The following is a 20,528-nucleotide window of genomic DNA, read 5'->3' as shown; positions in this document are numbered from 1 at the left end:
CTTAATTTTTCCGTCAACTTTGTCAATCTAAGCGGTATTCGCGAGCAAGATCCACTAAAACAGGGATTGAAACAGCGGTCTAAAAACATCCATACATGATATGAGTTCGGATTCGAAAGCAAAAAACCTCTCAATCTGTGACAAAAAACGGTACAATAAAAATGAGTCTATCCTGGACACACAGCCGAGAGTGCAAATTCCAGTGACTTAATTAAGGGTTGAATCAGGAGAAAATAAATATTAATTTATATAGTGTGGGCAATAACGGAATTAAAAAACACAGGGGTGTTATTCTGACTGCAAAAAGGATATTCTTCATTTTATTTACAGTAGCTCTTATACTTCAGGTTATTTCTGGCAGTACGTCTGCTGCACTTTTTTCTGCTGATGAGCCTCTGGTGCCTCTGGAGAAGCACCAGGATCCTGCTCTTGAACCTACCCCTGAGCCAACTTCTGATCCAGCAGATCCAGCAGATACAGAAGATCCAGTAGATCCAGCAGATACAGAAGATACTGCAGATCCAGCTGATCCAGCAGATACCGAAGATACTGCAGATCCAGCAGATCCAGCAGATACCGAAGATACTGCAGATCCAGCTGATCCAGCAGATACCGAAGATACTGCAGATCCAGCTGATCCAGCAGATACAGAAGATACTGCAGATCCAGCTGATCCAGCAGATACAGAAGATACTGCAGATCCAGCTGATCCAGCAGATACAGAAGATACTGCAGATCCAGCAGATCCAGCAGATTCGACTGATCCAGCAGATTCGACTAATCTTACAGATCCAACAGAACCAATAGATCTAACTCCTGAACCAACCCCAACCCCAACTCCTGAGGAGTCCCCTGTAACTCCCCCTGATGACAGTGGAAGCAGCAGCAGGAGCAGTAGTGGAGGTGGCGACAGCGTGTCTCCTGAGCCTGCAAATAATGTTGAAGTAAGGGAGCTTTCAAAGGTATTCATTACAAACGGTGAGGCTGTCAGGTTTGAATTTGCAAAGGGTGCAACCTGTGTTGTGTATGTGGACTTTGATTCGGTTGAAAGTGTAGGCAAGACCACAACCACTGTTGAGCAATTAAAGGGCAAGTCCGTACTTGTATCAGACCTGCCTGATGGAGAGGTCTACAAATCCTTTAATGTGTGGGTAGGAACCGCCGGATATTCAACCTCAAAGAAAATAGAAAATCCTGTCCTGAGTTTCAGGGTAGAAAAGGCATGGGTCCAGGAAGAGCATATCGATCCTGCTTCTATAGTGCTTAACAGGTACAAAGAACAAACCTGGGAGCAGCTGCCAGCCAATCTGACAGGACAGACTGATAAGTATCTGTACTTCACTTCAGAAGTTCCTGGCTATGCATCTTTTGCGATTACCGGCAATGACTCGCAGAAGACCCCGGAAGAAAGCACTCAGATTTCTGCTGAAAGCAGATCCGTGGGCGAACTGGGAAATCCCGAAGAAACAGAGTCTAAGAAGGACAAAAATACCGTACTGAGTGTCGTGATCGTGGTTGTATCTCTGGCAGTAGTCGGGATTATGTTAAAAAGCATGAAAAAATGAAGTCTAACAAATGAAGTAGTAACAAATGAAGTATGAAAACCTGGCATATTTAGTATGAAAATCTGACATATTTGGTGTATTCACTCCAAATGATGTCAACATTATAGAAAAATGAGTAGAAAATAGTGATATATACCAATTGTGCCAGGGATTATTTCGTAATCTTCTCAAAGACCTTCCTCAACACAAATACCGTCCCCAACATTTATCTCTTTTTTATCAAGTGTAGGCCGTTCGCTTGTAAGCAAGATCCACCAAAAAAAGGATTGAAACCCTCCGTATCTTAATAGCTGGGCTGCAAATATTGAGTCAATTGTGAGAGGAAATACTGTTATGTTTAGAACAAGAATGCTGGGTCTGTTTCGCTTATTCCGTTTTGAGCTGCCACTTATTGCGGGGGTGTGCGTGATATTAGGGGAATTATTGGCATTAGGTGAACTCCCCACAATGACCGAAATTGTATTGGGGTTTCTAAGCATTTTTTTTATTTCGGCTGCTGCTCTGATCCTGAATGATTATTTTGATATCGAAAGTGACAGAATAAACGCGCCGGAAAGGCCGCTCCCGGCAGGGCTTGTTACTGAGCAAGATGTTGTTTTACTCTCCATTGTAGTGACAATGCTTGGATTTATCATAGGCTACCTGATAAGCCTGGAGGCTTTGTTAGTAGTTATTTTAGTCTGGGCAGTGGGTTTTCTTTACAATTGGCGGTTCAAAAAGGCTGGTTTGATTGGAAATCTGATGGTTAGCTTTTCGGTTGGTATGACTTTTGTTTTTGGTGGTATAGTAGTAGGTAAACCATTTGAAATAATAGTCTGGTTTTTCGCAATCATAGTGTCGCTTATAAATTTAGGGGAAGAAATTGCGGCAGATGGTATGGATGTCGAAGGCGATCGTCAGGCAGGGTCCCGTTCCTTAGCTCTGGTACTTGGCCGCGAAAACGCGTTGAAAATCAGCGGAGCGATTTTCTTACTGGTGATTGTTGCAAGTAGCTTGCCGTTTTTGTTGGGCTGGTTAGAGTGGATTTATCTGTTTTCCATTTTACTGATGGATGTAGTTATTCTGTACTCAACGAGTAAATTGCTAGACTCGAGAATAGTAAATCGGCGAATTTATATTCGCTGGATCTACCTGAGTGGATTGGCGGCATTCTTAATTTTCATACTCATTCGAATGGTCAGGTGAAAGTCTGGTAGCAATTTGATTCTAAGCCTCTTAACACCATGTGCAACGGACAGGTGCGGGAATTAGCCCGCACTTTCGGGGATTCTGCCCCAATGGTGGATTCGCGATCAAGATCCACTAAAACAAAGATGGAAACATAAGAACAGCCAGAATAAATAGAATCTTAAAATAACGTATAATAACTACTTCCTGCAGGTTCAAACGCTCATCAATTAGAATGCCATCGAAACGCCAGGAAATAAGAAGCCATGGTATAAGTTTTGGTAATGTCTACCCCCACATTGTAACATTTTAACATGCAAAACCAATTAAATATCCAAAGTTCCTAAAACACTTCATAGAAAAAGAGCAGCTAATAAGAGGTGAATATTGACATGCTTTTTGCTATCGATTTAGGTGCGCTTTTTGCTTATTTAGCAGAAATGATTTATGGCTTTTTTTAATGCCGTAATACCAAGAACATCATCAGGAATATGTATTTTATATTTCCTAATACTAAATTTTAAGAGAAACTCAGAGTTAAAACATTGATTAATCAAAAGGCCATTATTCGCGAACAAGAACCACTAAAAAAAGGACGGAAACATCAGGTGGTTTTTTCCAAACAAGTGCAATAAAAATTATTCTTGAGCAGATCTATTATGAAAGACGAAGCCAAATTGCCAGAAAAACCAACACAATAACCTGTACTTCAATATTTGCGAGAAACATCCGTCAAAATGAGAATTAGATATTAAGGATGGAGGAGTGGTGTCATGTGGTTGAAACACACAACATCACCCGCATATGGATATGTTTTTTTACGAACGAACCCGACGAACTAATTCAACTACTAGATTGCCCTGTATACATACGTCGGATTCTATGTATGTATATGTCGGATTAGTATATAAACTTTGACAATTAAAAGTAATATCTTTGTATATATGGTCCTACAGGTTTATATCCACACAGGGCATTTTGAATTCCAGTTGCAGAAATACCCGGGAAATATCGGTCGATATACATTCCCGAGCAAGGTTCTCTAAAACAAGGATAGAAACTACAATCACCGTCTTCTGGAAAGTCGGAAGCTCCGGCATCTCTCCATCGAAGATTTTTGCAAAGCCGAATCCAGTTCAAAATTATAATTTTTCTGGTTTCTGCAATTTCAGCATTTCGCTAATTTTGTCTCCTTCTATGCTTTGTTCTGTTAATTTATTTTTATATAGATACATTCGTGTATTCTTAACCAAAATTGATATAATTAACAGGGTCGAACAATAAAAATTAAAGGGGTATTTTTGTGATAAATCAATTTTATAAAGATGCGCTCGGCTGGGGATTTATTCTCTGGCTTATCGAGTATGCTCTAGGAATTATGCTTTTTTCAATTATTCCAACTTCCATAATCGGCTGGATTATTATGCCGGTCGGGACGATCGTCACGCTCTGGGTGTTATTAAAGAAAATCAAAGCAGATTCATTTCGTTATTATGCGTTTCTGGCGGTCGTCTGGGTTTTGATAGCAATTGTTTTTGATTATTTTTTCCTTTTAAAAGCTTTCAAGCCGGCGGACGGATATTATAAGCTGGATGTTTACCTGTATTACGCTTTGACTTTTGTTCTTCCTCTTGCTGTCGGCTGGCGTAAAGAAGTGATTCAGAAATAAATCGGTGAAAAAAATTCTTATACAGTTTTTAATTTTTACATGCCGTAAAGGAACAAAAAAGATAAAAAAGATACAAAAGTAAAAACGCTTTCTGAAAATAAAGCGTTTTTATTTTGCATTGTCAATGCTTAATCGATTACCGTTTCTTATGAACTTATCAGCTTATTCCGTGGTCACTCCGTCGAATTCCGCTTCATTGGCTTCGGCTTCTTCCTTCGTGGCGCGCACGATTCCGTCCTTGTGATGCGCCGGGGAATAGATCGTGTAGAGTTTCAGGTCCTCTGTTTTTGAAGTGTTGATGACATTGTGCTGCGCGCCGGCGGGCACTACCACTGCAACCCCGTCCCCGAGTTCATGTTCGTTGCCGTCAATTATGCACTTCCCCTGGCCTGCTTCAAAACGGAAAAACTGGTCGTTTTCCTCATGGACTTCCATCCCGATTTCTTCCCCGGGCTTGAGGCTCATAAGGACCAGCTGGCTGTGCTTTGAGGTGTAAAGTACCTTGCGGAAATTCTTATTTTCCAGAGTCGCTTCTTCGATATTAATAGAAAACCCTTTCATATTTCTAAATTAATATTAATTATATATATAATCATTCGCGAGCTAGTTCCACTAAAAAAGGGATTGTAACTGCCAGGCTGTGAACTGCCATTACACCGAAAAAATTGTGGGAGAGATTTAATTCCAGAGAGATTTAATTCCATTTCGAAGAACTTTATGTATAAAAGGTACTAAATTCTAAAAGGGTGATTCAGGATTATGACCGTGATCAACAAAAATGCACCGGTTTCTGCATCTGGCGAGATAGAAGTCGCTGCCAGTCCGGAAATAATCTGGGACATCATGGCGGACATAGATAAATGGCCGGATTGGAATCGGGATGTCGGCTGGGCAGCTCTTTCCGGGCAGTTTGAAGCCGGGTCAAAGTTCCGGTGGAAAAGCGGGCCCGGAACCATCATTTCAACCATAAGGCAGGTCGAAAGGCCCCGTATAATGGCGTGGACAGGTAAGACTCTGGGCATATATGCTATCCATGTATGGAAACTGGAACCTCGAAATGGCAGTACTGCCATCAGGACCGAAGAATCGTGGGAAGGGCTCATTACCCGCATTTTCAGTGGCAATATGCAAAAAACGCTGGAAAAAGCAATCAACTCCGGGCTTCAATACCTTAAAGCTGAAGCTGAACGAAGAACGAAACTTTGAATTTGTATTCCTTTATTTCATGTGTGTTTTTTCAAAAGTGGCAAAAGTCCGGAAAAGGGATTTGTGCCGCTCTACGGCAGATTCCCGGGTAAGGTCCACTAAAACACGGGTTGAAACAAACGGGCGATGCGTGAACAAATAGAAATCTTTTTTATATTCGAGATCAAGATCCATTGAAACAGGGATTGAAAACGAAGACGATGGCAACGAAGCCGGAGTGATAAATATGACCGGGAAGATCACCTATCTTGATGGGCTGCGCGGTATAGCTGCTGTTAATGTTATGATAATGCACTTCTTTGTCGCATTAGCTCCGGCGATGGTCTATGGCAGTCAGTTGCCCTCGCATTTCGGAAACCTTGACCTGCTTTTTTCGAGCACACCCCTGGGATTAATTGGCGCCGGCAACTTTTCAGTGAGTATCTTCTTCGTCCTGAGCGGCTACGTATTAACTCAAAAATACTTTGAAACGAAGGAAAACAGCGTAATTATAAGCAGCGCAGTGCGCCGATATCTAAGGTTGTTTGTACCGGTATTTGCAGCAGTAATGCTCTCATACTTACTGGCATCAGCCGGATTGTACCGTTATTATCTCGAAACTATGGTAATTTCCGCAGGCAGTAATTACCGCGACTACTGGAACTTTACGCCGGATATCGTCAATGCGGTTAAGCAGGCGGTATGGGGCTCGTTTTTTGTAGGCGGCAAGACCGCTTATAACCCGGTTTTATGGACGATGAAAATAGAATTTTTTGGGTCGATGCTCGTTTTCGCAATGGCATTACTGTTCGGATCGCTGCGCAACCGCTTTATATTTTACCTTGCCGCAGCCGTGCTTTTCCTCAACTCTTTCTATCTGGGTTTTATAATAGGAATGGTGCTCGCCGACACGTCCAGCAGTAAGATGCCGGTACTTAAAACAGGTAATAAAACAGGTAATAAAACAGGTAATAAAACAGGTAATAAAACAGGTAATAAAACAGGTAATAAAACAATATTATCCATTATTCTGATCCTGGGATTGTTTCTCGGGTCCTACCCTTTAAGCCCCGTAACAACCGATTCCTTATACGGGTTTCTCAATAACGGCCTTTTCAAAACCCCGGAGGTGACCTATCATATTATAGGCTCCGGCATGACAATCTTTGTCTTATTGAACAGTCGAATGCTGCAAAACTTTTTTTCGTCCCCCGTGCCGGTGTTCCTTGGAAAAATCTCCTATTCTCTGTACCTGATACATTTCCTGGTGATAAGCAGTTTCACCTGTGCAGTGTTCCTCGTCCTGTACCCGGCATTGCCATATGGAGCGGCTGCTTTAATTTCATGCTTCCTGTCATTATTTTTAATAATTCCGTTGAGCTATCTATTTTATAAGTACGTCGACACTGTGGGTGTGGAATTCTCTAAGCTCTTTTACAACTGGCTGGTCAATTCTTGCAGACCCGGCGGTGCCGGACACCTGAAGAAAGAACATCTGTCGAGCGCTATTTTTACAATATATAACAAATTTTTCAAATAACTCAAATTGTGTATTATATTTATTATATTCTATTTTTACTACTTGATAAAATTCTCTGCCAAGCGGATGCCTGTCAGGTTGTTGGAACGATTGTATTAGAAAATTTTGTGAGCAAGATCCACTAAAACACGAATTGAAACCATAAGATCTTTCTTTCACCCGAAGTTCCTTATTTTTAGGCATATAAACGTCTCATGATGTTGAATTATTCGCTTAAATGTAAGCACATAATCCTTTTTACTGGATTTCAAAATTGGCATCTATCGCGATCGTATATTTGTAAAAATATTTATATATACTTAATATTTGGAAACTAAGTTTTCACCTTCTGCTCAATCAATGATTCGCTATCATTATCCACTAAATGAAGTGTTAGTAATTATTTTAATCATGTAAATATATATCATAAATATTATAATATATTCACAAAGTATTATATATTATTACATCCAATAAAAAATACATATGATTTGCCAGTAATCCTCCCCAAACAAGAGTTGAAAACCTTTGGCTATTCGCTGTTTCGAATTGGTAATTTACATTCATTTCCTAAATATTGACCTAACATATGTAAAATTTAAAAACATTTGTTGTTGAAAATCATATTCAAGCTTGATGTTTCTTTTTTTGGCAGGGTCATCTCCAAACTAAAAAAGTATTTTTAACCCTCTCACAAAAGCGACGAGCCACATCTTTTCATTAAATAGGAGCTAAATATGAACATATACAAAATATTTATTACTCTATTTGTTTTGATGGTAGTAACAATGCCCGCCGTGGCCGCACATGCAAACGGGGATCATTATGACAAAGGGCAGTCCTCGAATTCCTGTGTATCTGATCAGCGAGACAAATACTTGAATCATGAAGATCAGGGCGTATCGCATTCAAAGGATTATAGAACTTCTAAAGAATCGAGGAATCACAGGGATTCTAAAAAATGGGATAAACCTGTAACTCCTGAAGACCCTATAATCCCCGAAGAGCCGGTTTCTCCTGTCGAACCTGCAATTCCTGAAGACCCTATAATCCCAGAAGAGCCGGTTACTCCTGTCGAACCTGCACCTCCTGAAGACCCTCTAACTCCAGAAGATCCGGTTACTCCTGTCGAACCTGCACCTCCTGAAGACCCTCTAACTCCAGAAGATCCGATTACTCCTGTCGAACCTGCACCTCCCGAAGACCCTATAACCCCAGAAGATCCGGTTACTCCTGTCGAACCTGCAACTCCTGAAGACCCTATAACCCCAGAAGATCCGGTTACTCCTGTCGAACCTGCAACTCCTGAACTAACAACAGTAAACCCGCATGAAGGTAACACCTGGTGGGTCGGAGCTGACGGGCAGAGAATAGCCCTTATTAACAGCAACCAGGCAAAAGACCCGACATATGCTCAATTAGTTTCATTTATCCAAAAAGACACCACCGATCAGAAGCGATATACCCAAACTTATGCCTGCGGAGATTTTGCGGAAACCGTCCATAACAACGCTGAGAACGCAGGGATTAAAGCAGGGTGGGTTTCGTTGAATGGCATCAATCATGCCTGCAATGCGTTCCAAACGTCTGATAAGGGGCTTGTGTTTATTGATTGCACTGGCACTCCGGAAGGCGGGGAATGCTACGACACAACAGTGTCAGTAAGTGCCGGAAAACAGTATATAAGAGTTCCTTTATTCTGCTCGAATACATACTTTGATAGCATGGGAACTGTGAAAGATTATAAAATTTATTGGTAATCTTTATTCCCTTTTCTTTTTTTCTTTTTATGGCTTTTCGTTGTTTTGTATGGATATCCTCATAAAAATCAATTCGGTCTTGAATTGAAAATCACCTTATCCATAGAGAACGACGAAGATTCCCATAGAGAATGATGAAGATCCTGGATTATTATATCCGCAAGCAAATTCGCTAAAACCAGGACTGAAACGAAAGTACATATAAAGTAGTGATAATAATAACTAAATTCATTATTCATAAGCAAGATCTGCTAAAATAGGGATCCTGACTTCTTTTTGTGGCATAAACGTTCTTTTTATCTTTTTGTACGGAGGGGCAAACTTTGGATCAAATAATAATTACTAAAACAGTTAGAAAATTTAGTGATTTGATCGAGAGAAATAAGGATAACCGGGCTTATTCAGATTTTAAAGAAGGAATAAATGAAGGTTTGGAGATCGCCAAAGATACTTTTGAGGAAAATGTGGATAAATTTATTTTCCCCGCTTCAGGTGAAGGTCCAGCTGCAAAAATACAGAGCCTGCAGGAAAGGTTTAATCTTATGATAGACGCGATTGCAGTTAAAGAAAAACCAAATTATTCCCGGGACCATTTAGATGGAATACATGAAGGGTTTAAAAAATCCAAAGAATTATTTAGAGAGTGTGTCATAGAATACTATAACCTCTGATTTCGAGCTTTAATTACTCTAAATTTTTAGTAGCATTCAGTTTTGGTCCGGATGATTCTTTTGCAATCACTCCCAAAAATAACTTTTTTTTATAATATCTGACTGAGGGATTCACGGACAAATTCCGGGCATCTGAAGAAGAAGCGGTTCAAACAGTGCGCATTAGAAGACGTACGAAGTAGGACGAGCTCGTAAAACAATACTCTGGTTATTTTTCGGTTTGTACAGGAAACGGATGTAGCCAGATTTTTTACGGTTCACCCGGTAACAAAAGAAAATTCAGGGAAGCAGAAAAACTCTGGAAAGCCATAACAGTACCTGGAATCATCAAGGGAAGAACGGTAAAAACAATGAACTACCAATGAACTCCTACTCCCTAACATCTTTGTCTGACGGCTCAGATTTTTGAAGAAGGGTCTTCCCGCCTTCGGAGATAAATCATAAGCTTTGAAAATAACGGTTCGAAAATAACGGTTCGAAAATAATGCTTCGAAAGCGATGCCCATTAAACAGGAATTTTTACTTAAATATATCCCCGACGGATAATTATATGTACTATTCGAAAGCAAGAACCATTAAGACTGAATTGAAACTGTTTGACCCGAAACAGGATACCTCTTTCTACAAATAATTGTAATACATAACCCGCTAAAACAGAGCTTGAAACCGTACTGCAGGAGGAATATGACGTTTTTCGGAGATTTTTATTCGAAAGCAGTATCCATTAAGCAGGGATTTGAAGTCTCGTTGCCTGCCCGGATGCATAGTGCGGAGATCTATGATCAACATTATCTGAATAATTATAAATTAAGGGTTTATACAGGGACTGATTTGTCGGTTCTAGAGTCCTGGAAAGACGGGGATATAGATGGCACCAGTTGAAACAACGGAAAGGCTGGGACGCAGCCTGGGTTTTTTCTCTACTTTTGCAATAGGCACCGGAACAATGATCGGAGCCGGAATATTCATTCTTCCGGGGTTGGCCGTAGCAAATGCAGGTCCAGGAGCAATAATCGCATTTTTGCTGGGCGGACTCATTTCAATAGCTACAGCAATCAGCATGTCAGAGCTGGCAACAGGCATGCCTGTAGCAGGCGGCAGCTATTACTATATCAGCAGGACAATGGGAGCCGCATTTGGTACAGTAATCGGGCTCGGTTCCTGGCTGGCACTGATATTCAAAGGTACGTTTGCCCTTATAGGGCTTGCACAGTATACTCAGGTCTTTTACCCTCTGCCTCTCTATCTAGTTGCAGCTGTTACAGGAGTGCTTCTGTTAGTAATTAATTACCGCGGTGCAAAAAGCAGTGGTTCCCTGCAGAACATTACTGTTGTTGTTTTACTGGTAATACTGGTTCTATTCATAGGAAAAGTATCTATCTTTGTTAAGCCGGATAGTTTTTTCCCGGTAGCCCCGCATGGGATAATGTCAATATTTACTACAACAGGGATTATTTTCATATCCTACCTGGGACTCGCAGAAGCTGCCGCGGTCGCTGAGGAAGTCAAAAATCCGTCAAAGAACTTGCCGAGGGCATTTATCGCTTCAGCGGTTGTAGTAACCCTCTTCTATGTCGGTATAATAGCAGTAGTTGTAGGATTTTCAGGTCCTGAAGGGGCAGTAACAACAGTCACTCCGCTGGCAGATATCGCAGGCCTGATTTCAGGAGATACTGGAAAATTTTTCATTGCCTTTGCTGCCCTGCTTGCAACGCTTTCAACAGCTAACGGCGCCATATTGTCATCTTCCAGGTTTCCTTTTGCAATGAGCAGAGATGCACTGATGCCAGAATGGTTTGTTACGATCCATAAAAAATATGAGACTCCTCACAATGCTATACTGATCACCGGAATTGTAATGGTTGCGCTTCTGTTTTTTTTCAACATAGAGCAGCTGGCAAGACTTGGCGGGGCTTTTAACATATTGATATTTATCCTGCTCAATATGGCAGTAATCATCCTCCGAAAACGGACTTTACCCGGATATGAACCCACATTTCGCGACCCCTTTTTCCCTTTTACGCAAATATTCGGGGTGGTCGGGAGTGTATTGTTGCTGCCTCTTCTTGGGGGTTTACCTTTACTGTTTATCGTATTGATGATATTTACCGGAGCCGGCTGGTACATGTTCTATGGAAAAGGCAAAGCCATGCCAGAATATAACCTGTTTGACCTGCTGGAAAACAATGTCGAAAGAGTGAGCATTGAACCGAGCGCTGTTGGCAGGGTGCTTGTTCCAGTTTCCAATCCTGGGCATGAGCGAGACCTTCTGAAGCTGGCAGATTTCCTGGGAAGTGAGATAATTTGCCTGCACATAATTGAAGTCCCGCGCCAGACAACCTTAATGGTAGCTCAGGAGGCTTACCACGAGAAAAAGATAGAAATGGACTGCCGTTTCCAGGAAGATTTTGAGCATTATCCTGCAAAATTCGGGAATAAAAGGGAATTTATCTTTGCTTTTGACCACGAAATCTCGAATTCAATTATTGAACAGGCTGAAATTGAGAAGGCAGACATAATTATTATGGGCTGGCACGAATCAAAGGGGTTTAACTACTCACTCGGAGATGTAACAAATGATGTTCTCCTGTCCTCAAAAAGCCAGATCGCCCTATTAAAAGGACATCTGCCTGACAGCATTAAGAAAATCCTTGTAGCATATAATGGAAGAGATAATTCGATACACGGTCTTTATCTGGCAAAAAAACTTGCTGTAAATGCCGGGGCATCAATTAGAATAATTAGTATTATCAGTCCCGATGAAGATCCGGAATCTAAGGTAAAAATCTCCACCGAACTTGAAGGGCTGGTCGCAAAGATAACTTCGGTACCTGCAAGCTATAAACTGCTCGAAAGATACTCTATAGAGGACGCCATACTGGAAGTTTCAAACGGCTACGACCTGACAATTATTGGTGATTCGAGCGAGAGGTTTAAGATTTCTTTGCTCGGGACTCTATCACAGAGGATTGCAAGGCATTCCCGAAAACCGGTAATGATAGTTAAAAAATCAAAGCCGATCTCAAAAGAAAGTCTGAATTACCTGCTGAATAAATCTGTTCGGAAGGTATATGCAAGGATCAGAAAGGAGAAAGACCAGAATTAAGACCGGATTAATGCCGGGATTAAGACAGGATTTAGATACGATAATAGAAGATCCAATAGAAGATCCAATAGAAGATCCAATAGAAGATCCAATAGAAGATCCAATAGAAGATCCAATAGAAGATCCAATAGAAGATCCAATAGAAGATCCAATAGAAGATCCAATAGAAGATCCAATAGTAGATCCACTAAAATTAAGGAGCCTGGGTTCAAACAATAATAATTAAATCTCCTCTAAAATAGAACCCGAGCTGAAATTACAGGAAGAGGGACAAGAGACATGCCTGCCGGATACGCTGACATCGGAGACTGTAATCTCTACTATGAAATTGAGGGAAAGGGCGAGGTGCTTGTGCTCATCCATGCGGGTTTTGTTGACAGCCGCATGTGGGATGGGCAATGGAATGTCTTTACACAGCATTACAGGGTTCTTCGTTTTGATATGCGCGGGTTCGGAAAATCCGATCCTGCAACAGGGCCGGTTTCCCGCCGTAAGGATTTGTACCGCTTGTTGCAGGAGCTCGGTATTGAACATGCACACATATTGGGATGCTCCATGGGGGGAGAAACAGCCATTGATTTTACTCTTGAGCACCCTGAGATAGTGCGGTCGCTGATTGTTGTCAGCGGGACTCCGGGGGGCTTTGAAATGAGAGGGGACCCTCCATCTCAGCTTCTGGAGATGCTGCAGGCTTTCGAACAGGGAGACCTGAAACGTGTAAGTGAACTGCAGGTCTTTCTCTGGGTCGATGGCACTTTCCGTCAGTCTGAGCAGGTCGACCCTCACGTCCGTCAACGTGCGGCTGAGATGAACCGGATCCCGGTCGAAAATGGAACATGGGCCATAGCCGATGCCAATCCTCTTAATCCGCTCAATCCGCTGGCTGCCGGGCGACTTGGGGAGATCAGTGTTCCTGCGTTAGTCATGGCTGGCTCTCTTGATAATCCTGAAATCCTGCGGGCTGCTGACCTGCTTGCTAACGAGATTAAAGGAGCAAAAAAGGTTGTCATATCCGATACCGCCCACGTGCCAAATATGGAAAAACCTGCTGAATTTAATCAGATTGTGCTGGATTTCCTGAGCTTTCTGTGAGGCAGCAAAACGGCATGTGGAATTTTTTTAAGATAATTTCGAAAACCTCCACACTTTGTCTCACGCGTATAAATTGGTTATAATCAACTTGCTGAATCCGGGGTTCCTCGAAATACTATTATAATAAAATCCATTGTCTCAATTTATATTGTCCTACTTTTCTATTGTCCTACTTTTCTATTGTCCTACTTTTCTATTGTCCTACTTTTCTTTTTTTATTCATATCAAGGAAAATTTTTTCTATTATCTTTATTTGAAATCGTATTATATAATTGATATTCGTCAATATGTAAAATTTTGACTTATTTGTCTAAATATAATTATATACCTATCTAATAATTTATAAAGTTTGATGTTGAAAGTATCACACATATATTCACGTTTAGGAACTTTAAAACATCAGTCATGTAACGGTGGACGATCTAAGGCTTTTAAGGAGGGGAAAAGCCGAATTACACCGATGATAGAAAGTTATATACAATAACTTATTTAAATACTTAAGACTGAGTACTTATAATTTATTTTTTTTGAGCATCTGGCTCGACTGAATAATCATTTTTTAAGGGGAGAATACTAATGTCCGTAAAAATAGAATGGAAAATCTTTACAGCCGAAACACAGAGTAATGGGATCTGGAAGTCGAACAGCCCCAACCTTGCGGAACTGCTCAACGCCATAGCCAGCCCTCTCAAGATTAAGGAACCTACTCCAGATCTCGAGTACTCAATGGCCCAGCTGGCAGTTAAGGGGCTGCCATACTTTAAAATAACCGAAATTTCTTCCGGAAATGCAAGGGAATCATGGAGTGAAATAGGGCCGATCCGGGCTTGAAGGGGAAACAATGCAAAATTTTATATATGTATAGACACATCTGGTTATAAATAGGGGGATTAAATAGTATACACACCGGGGAGTCTGTATATGGGAATCTTATCCATTATCTTTCATGTAAAATGTAAATATTGTTCGTCCTGTTCTCAATTTCAGCCTAAAGGAAAATACTGTGAAGGGCTCGATTATCCCAAATGCGGGCTATTTTTGAGAAAAAAGAGGGGCGTGTAAACTCTGGTATTGAAACCAGAGGTCAATTTCGAAGTTAAGAGCGTAGAAGGCGAATCTCCGTCATTTTAATGGCGGGATACAGCCGTCAACTCTCTTGTTAACCGTTACCTGTAAATATTAATTTGTCTTCCATTACTATTCTATATTGGCTAGTTTTTGCTACCAGAAGTTGAAAAGACTCAAGTAGGTCAACTAGACTTTGCTCTGAACTTAAAGAATATCTGGAGCTGATTTTGTGGTTCATGCAAAGGCTTTGAAATTTATATCCCTTATTTTTCTTGTCTCCCTGACAGCCGGCTGTATGGATACTGGCAGCCTTAAGGGGATTCTTGTCGATGATGGGATGAATAAACTGCTTCCTGGAGGTACTTTGCCGGAGGAAGAGTTCGAAGCCGAAGAGGTTGATCTTGCCGGAAGTGGTGAAAGCGCCGAAAGTATTGTCTCCCCAGGGATACCTGAGGTGCCCACGTATTTCGAAGAGAGATCAGGTGCTGTTTATCCAAAAGAATACAGGCTGCTGTCTCTGAACTTCCAGAGGGCTATAGGGTCAGGAGAGGAAAAGATAGGGGGAGAGGTCTTCAATATCACAGGAAAGACTTCAGGATACAATATGGAAGATGCCTGCAATGTTTTTAATTACGTAAACAGGAATTGGCAGTACAGGTACGACAAAAAAGCCGAGTTCTTTTTCGGGGCTTCACAGACTATCGACAGCGGATATATAGGGGACTGCGACGATTATTCGATTGTTATGTCTGCTCTTTTGAAAAATATGGGGTTCAATACAAGGGTAGTTACGGCATACAACGAGTCTTACGGGCATGCCTATCCCGAACTTTACATCGGGGATGACAGGGACACGGCTTACGAGATACTGGATTATGTCGCAGAGAGATACCCCTCTGCCGAAACTATCTGGTATTCGGAAAGGGTGCCTGGAGAGGGGCAGGAGACGCAGTACTGGCTCAACTTCGACTGGAGCGGGTCAAACGGGTACAGACATCCAGGTGGCGTATACTTCCAGGGGGGATGTATTATATACTATCCGAACGGCCTGATTGAGTTCTAAAGCAGGAATGAATGAATGAATGAATGAATGAATGAAAGTTTTGTCCGTTTAAAACCCCTTTTTAAGTCCTTTTTAAGTCCTTTTTAAAACCTTTTTAAAACCTTTTTTAAAACCCTTCTTTTTATCCATATCCTCAGTTTCTTTCTATACTGCTGCGTCTCCATCCACTTTCTCCCGCTGTTTAGGGGTCGAATATGATGGATTTAAGAAAAATCAATTCGTCCTCGAGCTTATCCCTAAAAAGCTGCTTCTGATATATTTCCTTCTCATTTTTTTGAAGCCCGTTACGAGCGGGTGCTCATCATACTGAAAACTTTCAAGGGTATCAGCTGCGTTTTTATACCCCATACCATCCAGTTCCTTAATCAGGTAATTCAACTTCTGACTATCTACTAATGCTTCTTTTATCTTTTCAGTCATTTCTTTCTGCTTCTTTTTTGGCACCTTCTTGAGAACTTGTCTTGTCAGATGTACGTGACACATCTGCCAGCTTGATCCAATAAATGACTCTCTGACTGCTTTCTGTATTCCTTTATGACCATCAGAAACGATTAACTTGACACCTTTTAACCCTCTTTCTTTCAGATCCTCGAATAGATATTCCCAGAACATAGAGGCTTCACTATCTGCTAATCTTGTTCCAGGAATCTCACGGTAACCATCATCCCTGATCCCAGGAACACTAATAATCTGATCATGAAAATGTTTCTTACAAGCACGACAAAACCAGTATGTAACATCGCGAGCTATAGTGCCGTGACTTGATTATATAAAACGAGTGTAATGAGAGTTCACATGTAACTTATTGCCACAATCATCATAATGAGTAGGAGATGATATGGAAAATATAGGATAGTATCGATTTCCAACCAAAAAGTTCGGCAAAGGAATCATTATTTTATCGTCAACTATCATTTTTATCATTGACTTATCTATTGCGAGGTATCCTTTTCCTATAAATATAAACTTTATCTCAATATAATTAAAATTCATGCGTCTTCGGTTAAGAGAGGAATCATGATAAATCGCATCCATTTCCTCAACAGTTTTCAAAAACCATCTCAGTTTAGGAGGTGGAGCTAGGTATCGATTTGAGGTAAATTGGGCAAATTTTGGGGCATACTTATGGTACAAAATCGATAGTCTTCAGGAAAGAAAATTCCTTAACCGATGACCAATGAATTAAAATTTTATTGTTTTGCATGGTGAGAGAAGAAAATAAGAAGACCAGAAAATAATAAAAAGTCTCATATAGCCTATATTCGGCAGGTCGACATTAAATTTTTAGACATTATGTAGATGGCGTTTTTCAAACGTTCTATGAATCTGTGATGTATTTGAAACTGGTTAACATATGGCCAAAATCTCACGACATATAGATAATGAACCATTTTTGCAATAATGTTTAGTATCAGGGATAATGTATTTTCCAGCAAAAACGCTATCAGTAAAATGTTACTAAAAAAACAAGTTACCTGTCAAAAGGAGGATATAGGATCAAAATCACTTAATTATAGTTGCTCCTCGTCATTCTCTGTGGATAAAATGATTTTCAATTCAAGGTTGCGTTGGTTTTTATGAGGATATCCACACAAAACAACGAAGAGCCATTATAGTTAACAGGGGGAAACAATATAGTACAAATAGAAGGGAAGTGCAAGGAAGTTCTAGATAAAACAGAATGGATTGCCATTGTAACCTGTGGAGATAGTGGTCCTCATCTAGTTGCGACATGGGGTGGGTATGTGAAAGCACTAAAAACTGAAAATAGTGGAATAATCGTTATTCCTGCCGGATTTTATAATATAACCGAGAATAACCTCAAAAAAAATAACCAGGTGGAGTTGCTGGCTGCTTCAAGTAAAGTCCAGGGGACCAATGGTCCTGGGCAGGGATGTAGCATCTCTGGAAAAGGTGAAATTCAAACATCAGGAAAACTCGCTGATATGGTAAAATCGAAATTTTCTTGGGCAAGAGGGGCACTGGTTATTACGGTGGAACACTTTAATACACAGCTGTGAATATAAATTATTACAGAGAAATGAAAGAAAAAGTTACCCCTCTAAGAGCTTGTCTTAAAAAAGAGCGTGTCTTAAAAGACTCCCATTTGACCGATTATTTAGCTACTCTTGTCACCAAAACAAGACCGACGAAATTCAGTTCTTACTAAGGGTAATTGTCGGACAGCCTTTTTAGGGTGGGGTGACCGCACGCAATTTTATTTTTGGCACTCAAATTTTTGGCACTCAATTAGCTCAGATCAAGTCGAGAGCCTACACTATGTTATAATATAAACAGTGCCCCAGTTTTTATCAATTGCCGCCTTAACTATTTTTGGAATTCTCCTGTTTTTTATGATGTGGAACGGTTGCAGACGACTTGCTAAATTACTTAATACATATCTCCTTTTAGAAACGAAGATATTATATCACATAAATCCTAACTATGTTAAACCCTGTGATGTTACAAATTAACCAAATTGTGTTAAACAAATTCTGATAATGTTATTAAGTTTAAACTTAAAATGAGGTCTCAAAAATGACAGAAAAAATAGGAATCCTGGCCATCGGTCACGGGAGCAAACTGCCTTACAATAAAGAAGTAGTTAGCCAGATCGCAGATTACATTGCACAGAATCACTCTGATGTTGTTGTTAGAGCCGGCTTTATGGAAAACAGTGAGCCAACTCTGGAAGAAGCAATTGCAGGCTTTTCAGGTACAGGAGTAACAAAGATTTCAGCAGTACCTGTTTTCCTGGCTTCAGGTGTCCATATCACAAAGGATATCCCAAAAATTCTGAATCTGGATGAAAACGGCTGCGGAACCCTGGAAATTGATGGGAAAGCAGTTCCTCTTTGCTACGCAAAACCCCTCGGAGCCGACTCCCTGGTAGCTGAACTCGTCTTTAAAAGGGTCCAGGAATCCCTGTAGATTTGAACATCCAGGTCCGGTTTTTATTATGGACCTTTTTCGGAAGAAGCTCGCCGTGCTCGATCTGACCCACGGCGGCATTCCTATCGCAAAAAAACTCGCAGCTCTGGGAAATGATGTATCCGGAGTAGACGTTTACGGGACCGTGGACCAGGCGCTGCTTAGGGAGCTTGAGGATAAGTACGGCATACGCTGTTCAAAAGCTCCTCTCCCTTTATCCGAATTCGATCTTCTTATAGCGCCTGTGCATCTGGACCCAGCCTATCCTATGCTTTCAAAAGCCAGGTCGGAAGGAAAAACAGTTATCTCACACCACGAAGCCATAGGGAAAATCCTGCAGGATGACCCGGAGCTTTCGGATATAAGAATAGTTGAGATAACAGGCGTAAAAGCAAAGACAAGCACTGCGTCCCTGCTCGCTGACATGCTCTCCCGCAGGTTCGAAGTCGTGCTCCATACCTCGCGCGGGCTTGAAGCCTGGAAAGAGGGAACTTCGTCTCTTATTCAAAGGGGCCTGAGCATTACTCCGGGAAGTATCCTGACAGCCATCGAAAAAAGCCTTGATGCAGGGATCAGGCCGGAATTCTTTATCTTTGAAATCTCTATCGGAGGTACGGGTGCCGCAGACTTCGGAATCCTTACAACCCTTTCCCCTGATTATGGGATTGCAAACAATACATCCCTTGCAAGCGACGCAAAGCTCCAGCTTATCCTGAACGCAAAACCCGAAAGCACCCTTCTTCTTAATGCCGGGGCAGAAAAAGCCCTTGAAGCTGCAAAAGGAAGCCGGGCAAAGGTTCTCATCTTTAAAGATCCATTTTATGCAGATTCCCATGTAAATATGTCTGAAGTGCCTGATTTTGTTCTGGAAACTGAAGACGGGACTGTAAAATCGTCAGCCCCTCACGAATTTTCAGGCTCTGCCCTGCATTTTCTCCGCAGAGGGGAAGAGCTTTTTTCAGCTTCCCTGCGCCCCGGATATAACAGTTCGGCATACAGGACAGCTTTTGTTGCAGCCTCTGCAGCAGCTCTCGAACTTGGGGTTGAGCGAAAAGCTGTTGTTTCGGTGCTTGAGGAGTTCAGGGGGCTTTCAGGCAGGATGCAAGAAAAAGAGCTTAATGGGGTTTCCCTGGTTGACAATTCCAACTCCGGAATGGACATTCTTTCTGCAGAAAAAGCCCTTGAGTACGTTCTCCTGAAGAAAAAGGACGAAAAAAAGGGAAGCATAATCCTTGTCCTCGGAGAAGAAGCCTCTCAGGTCTGTGAGGGTTTGCCTCCTGTCTCAGTGCAGGAGTTTGTAGAAAAGTTCGGTACAAAGTGCAGGCATATTATACTCGTTGGAGAGAGGATGAAGGCAGTAGCGGCTAAAAATATCTCTAATATCTCTTATGCAGGCAGTCTTCCGGAAGGGCTATTGAAAGCTTCGGAACTTGCAGGAATAGAAGACATAATTCTCTCATCAGTGAAATGTTTTCGATGAGCACTGTTCCTCCGGGGATCTCTTATGCATGTTGTTCCTTCGATAATTATCAGGCCGGCTCTGGAAAACTGGCAGGAATTCCGGATCAGGCCACGGGCTTTTCACAGGAATTTTATGATACAATTTTATACAGGGTCTTCCAATCTGTATTCGTTTCCATTGCTTGTTTAACTTTCAACTGATCCTGCTTCCGGATACCTTCTTCCCGTTCAGGCGGGTTTCACAGTCCTGCGAGATTCCGGAATCTCCCGG

At 41.4% G+C, this 20,528-nt stretch carries 16 protein-coding genes and 1 pseudogene; 15 read left to right on the top strand and 2 right to left on the bottom strand.

Features of this window, described 5'->3' with window-relative positions:
- The first annotated feature begins 254 nt into the window (after positions 1–254).
- From PHF18_RS18065 to PHF18_RS06470, 3 genes are all read left to right on the top strand, one after another.
- Entirely contained in the window at positions 255–1,565 is a 1,311-nt protein-coding gene (locus PHF18_RS18065; RefSeq protein WP_367279156.1) for a PGF-pre-PGF domain-containing protein, read from the top strand.
- Between the two features lie 333 nt (positions 1,566–1,898).
- A complete protein-coding gene (locus PHF18_RS06475) occupies positions 1,899–2,750 on the top strand; it encodes a UbiA family prenyltransferase (RefSeq protein ID WP_300099976.1) in 852 nt (283 codons plus the stop codon).
- 1,285 nt (positions 2,751–4,035) lie between these two features.
- Positions 4,036–4,401 (top strand): hypothetical protein, encoded by a 366-nt coding sequence (locus tag PHF18_RS06470; protein WP_300099973.1) that lies wholly within the window; start codon positions 4,036–4,038, stop codon positions 4,399–4,401.
- A 162-nt stretch (positions 4,402–4,563) separates the two neighbouring features.
- Here the strand turns inward: PHF18_RS06470 and PHF18_RS06465 are convergent, their stop codons facing one another.
- Positions 4,564–4,962 carry a cupin domain-containing protein gene (locus tag PHF18_RS06465; RefSeq protein WP_300099970.1) on the bottom strand — a complete coding sequence of 133 codons (399 nt, stop codon included), beginning with the start codon at positions 4,960–4,962 and terminating at the stop codon, positions 4,564–4,566.
- 198 nt (positions 4,963–5,160) lie between these two features.
- On the opposite strand from PHF18_RS06465, the gene PHF18_RS06460 reads away from it, so the two are divergent.
- The 9 genes from PHF18_RS06460 to PHF18_RS06420 all read left to right on the top strand — a co-directional run bounded on the left by PHF18_RS06460 (position 5,161) and on the right by PHF18_RS06420 (position 15,865).
- Positions 5,161–5,607, top strand: a complete 447-nt coding sequence (locus tag PHF18_RS06460) for an SRPBCC family protein (protein ID WP_300099967.1) — start codon at positions 5,161–5,163, stop codon at positions 5,605–5,607.
- A gap of 226 nt (positions 5,608–5,833) precedes the next feature.
- Complete coding sequence (locus PHF18_RS06455; protein ID WP_300099964.1) at positions 5,834–7,126, top strand: acyltransferase; 1,293 nt, start codon at positions 5,834–5,836, stop codon at positions 7,124–7,126.
- Between the two features lie 755 nt (positions 7,127–7,881).
- A complete protein-coding gene (locus PHF18_RS06450) occupies positions 7,882–8,865 on the top strand; it encodes a hypothetical protein (protein WP_300099961.1) in 984 nt (327 codons plus the stop codon).
- Between the two features lie 323 nt (positions 8,866–9,188).
- Entirely contained in the window at positions 9,189–9,536 is a 348-nt protein-coding gene (locus PHF18_RS06445) for a hypothetical protein (protein ID WP_300099958.1), read from the top strand.
- A gap of 868 nt (positions 9,537–10,404) precedes the next feature.
- Positions 10,405–12,642 carry an amino acid permease gene (locus tag PHF18_RS06440; protein WP_300099956.1) on the top strand — a complete coding sequence of 746 codons (2,238 nt, stop codon included), beginning with the start codon at positions 10,405–10,407 and terminating at the stop codon, positions 12,640–12,642.
- A complete protein-coding gene (locus PHF18_RS06435) occupies positions 12,608–12,868 on the top strand; it encodes a hypothetical protein (protein WP_300099953.1) in 261 nt (86 codons plus the stop codon). Before PHF18_RS06440 ends, PHF18_RS06435 begins: the two co-directional genes overlap by 35 nt.
- Positions 12,869–12,921: 53 nt before the next feature.
- The gene (locus PHF18_RS06430) at positions 12,922–13,734 is read left to right on the top strand and encodes an alpha/beta hydrolase (RefSeq protein ID WP_300099950.1); all 813 of its coding nucleotides are present in this window, start codon (positions 12,922–12,924) and stop codon (positions 13,732–13,734) included.
- Positions 13,735–14,310: 576 nt separating this feature from the next.
- The gene (locus tag PHF18_RS06425) at positions 14,311–14,565 is read left to right on the top strand and encodes a hypothetical protein (protein WP_300099947.1); all 255 of its coding nucleotides are present in this window, start codon (positions 14,311–14,313) and stop codon (positions 14,563–14,565) included.
- 466 nt (positions 14,566–15,031) lie between these two features.
- Complete coding sequence (locus PHF18_RS06420; protein WP_300099944.1) at positions 15,032–15,865, top strand: transglutaminase-like domain-containing protein; 834 nt, start codon at positions 15,032–15,034, stop codon at positions 15,863–15,865.
- A 300-nt stretch (positions 15,866–16,165) separates the two neighbouring features.
- Here PHF18_RS06420 and PHF18_RS06415 read toward each other — a convergent pair.
- Positions 16,166–16,615: pseudogene (locus PHF18_RS06415) on the bottom strand (transposase); the annotation flags it as partial.
- Positions 16,616–17,499: 884 nt separating this feature from the next.
- Between PHF18_RS06415 and PHF18_RS06410 the strand changes: the two are divergent.
- From PHF18_RS06410 to cfbE, 3 genes are all read left to right on the top strand, one after another.
- Positions 17,500–17,886: a pyridoxamine 5'-phosphate oxidase family protein gene (locus PHF18_RS06410; RefSeq protein WP_367279158.1), complete on the top strand. Its 387-nt coding sequence runs from the start codon at positions 17,500–17,502 to the stop codon at positions 17,884–17,886.
- A gap of 517 nt (positions 17,887–18,403) precedes the next feature.
- Positions 18,404–18,796: a sirohydrochlorin nickelochelatase gene (gene cfbA / locus PHF18_RS06405; protein WP_300099941.1), complete on the top strand. Its 393-nt coding sequence runs from the start codon at positions 18,404–18,406 to the stop codon at positions 18,794–18,796.
- Positions 18,797–18,824: 28 nt separating this feature from the next.
- A complete protein-coding gene (cfbE, locus tag PHF18_RS06400; protein WP_300099938.1) occupies positions 18,825–20,276 on the top strand; it encodes a coenzyme F430 synthase in 1,452 nt (483 codons plus the stop codon).
- Positions 20,277–20,528 lie beyond the last annotated feature (252 nt).

The sequence above is a fragment of the Methanosarcina sp. genome, assembly GCF_028693135.1.
GTDB lineage: Archaea > Halobacteriota > Methanosarcinia > Methanosarcinales > Methanosarcinaceae > Methanosarcina.
This window is presented reverse-complemented; position numbering and strand designations above follow the sequence as displayed.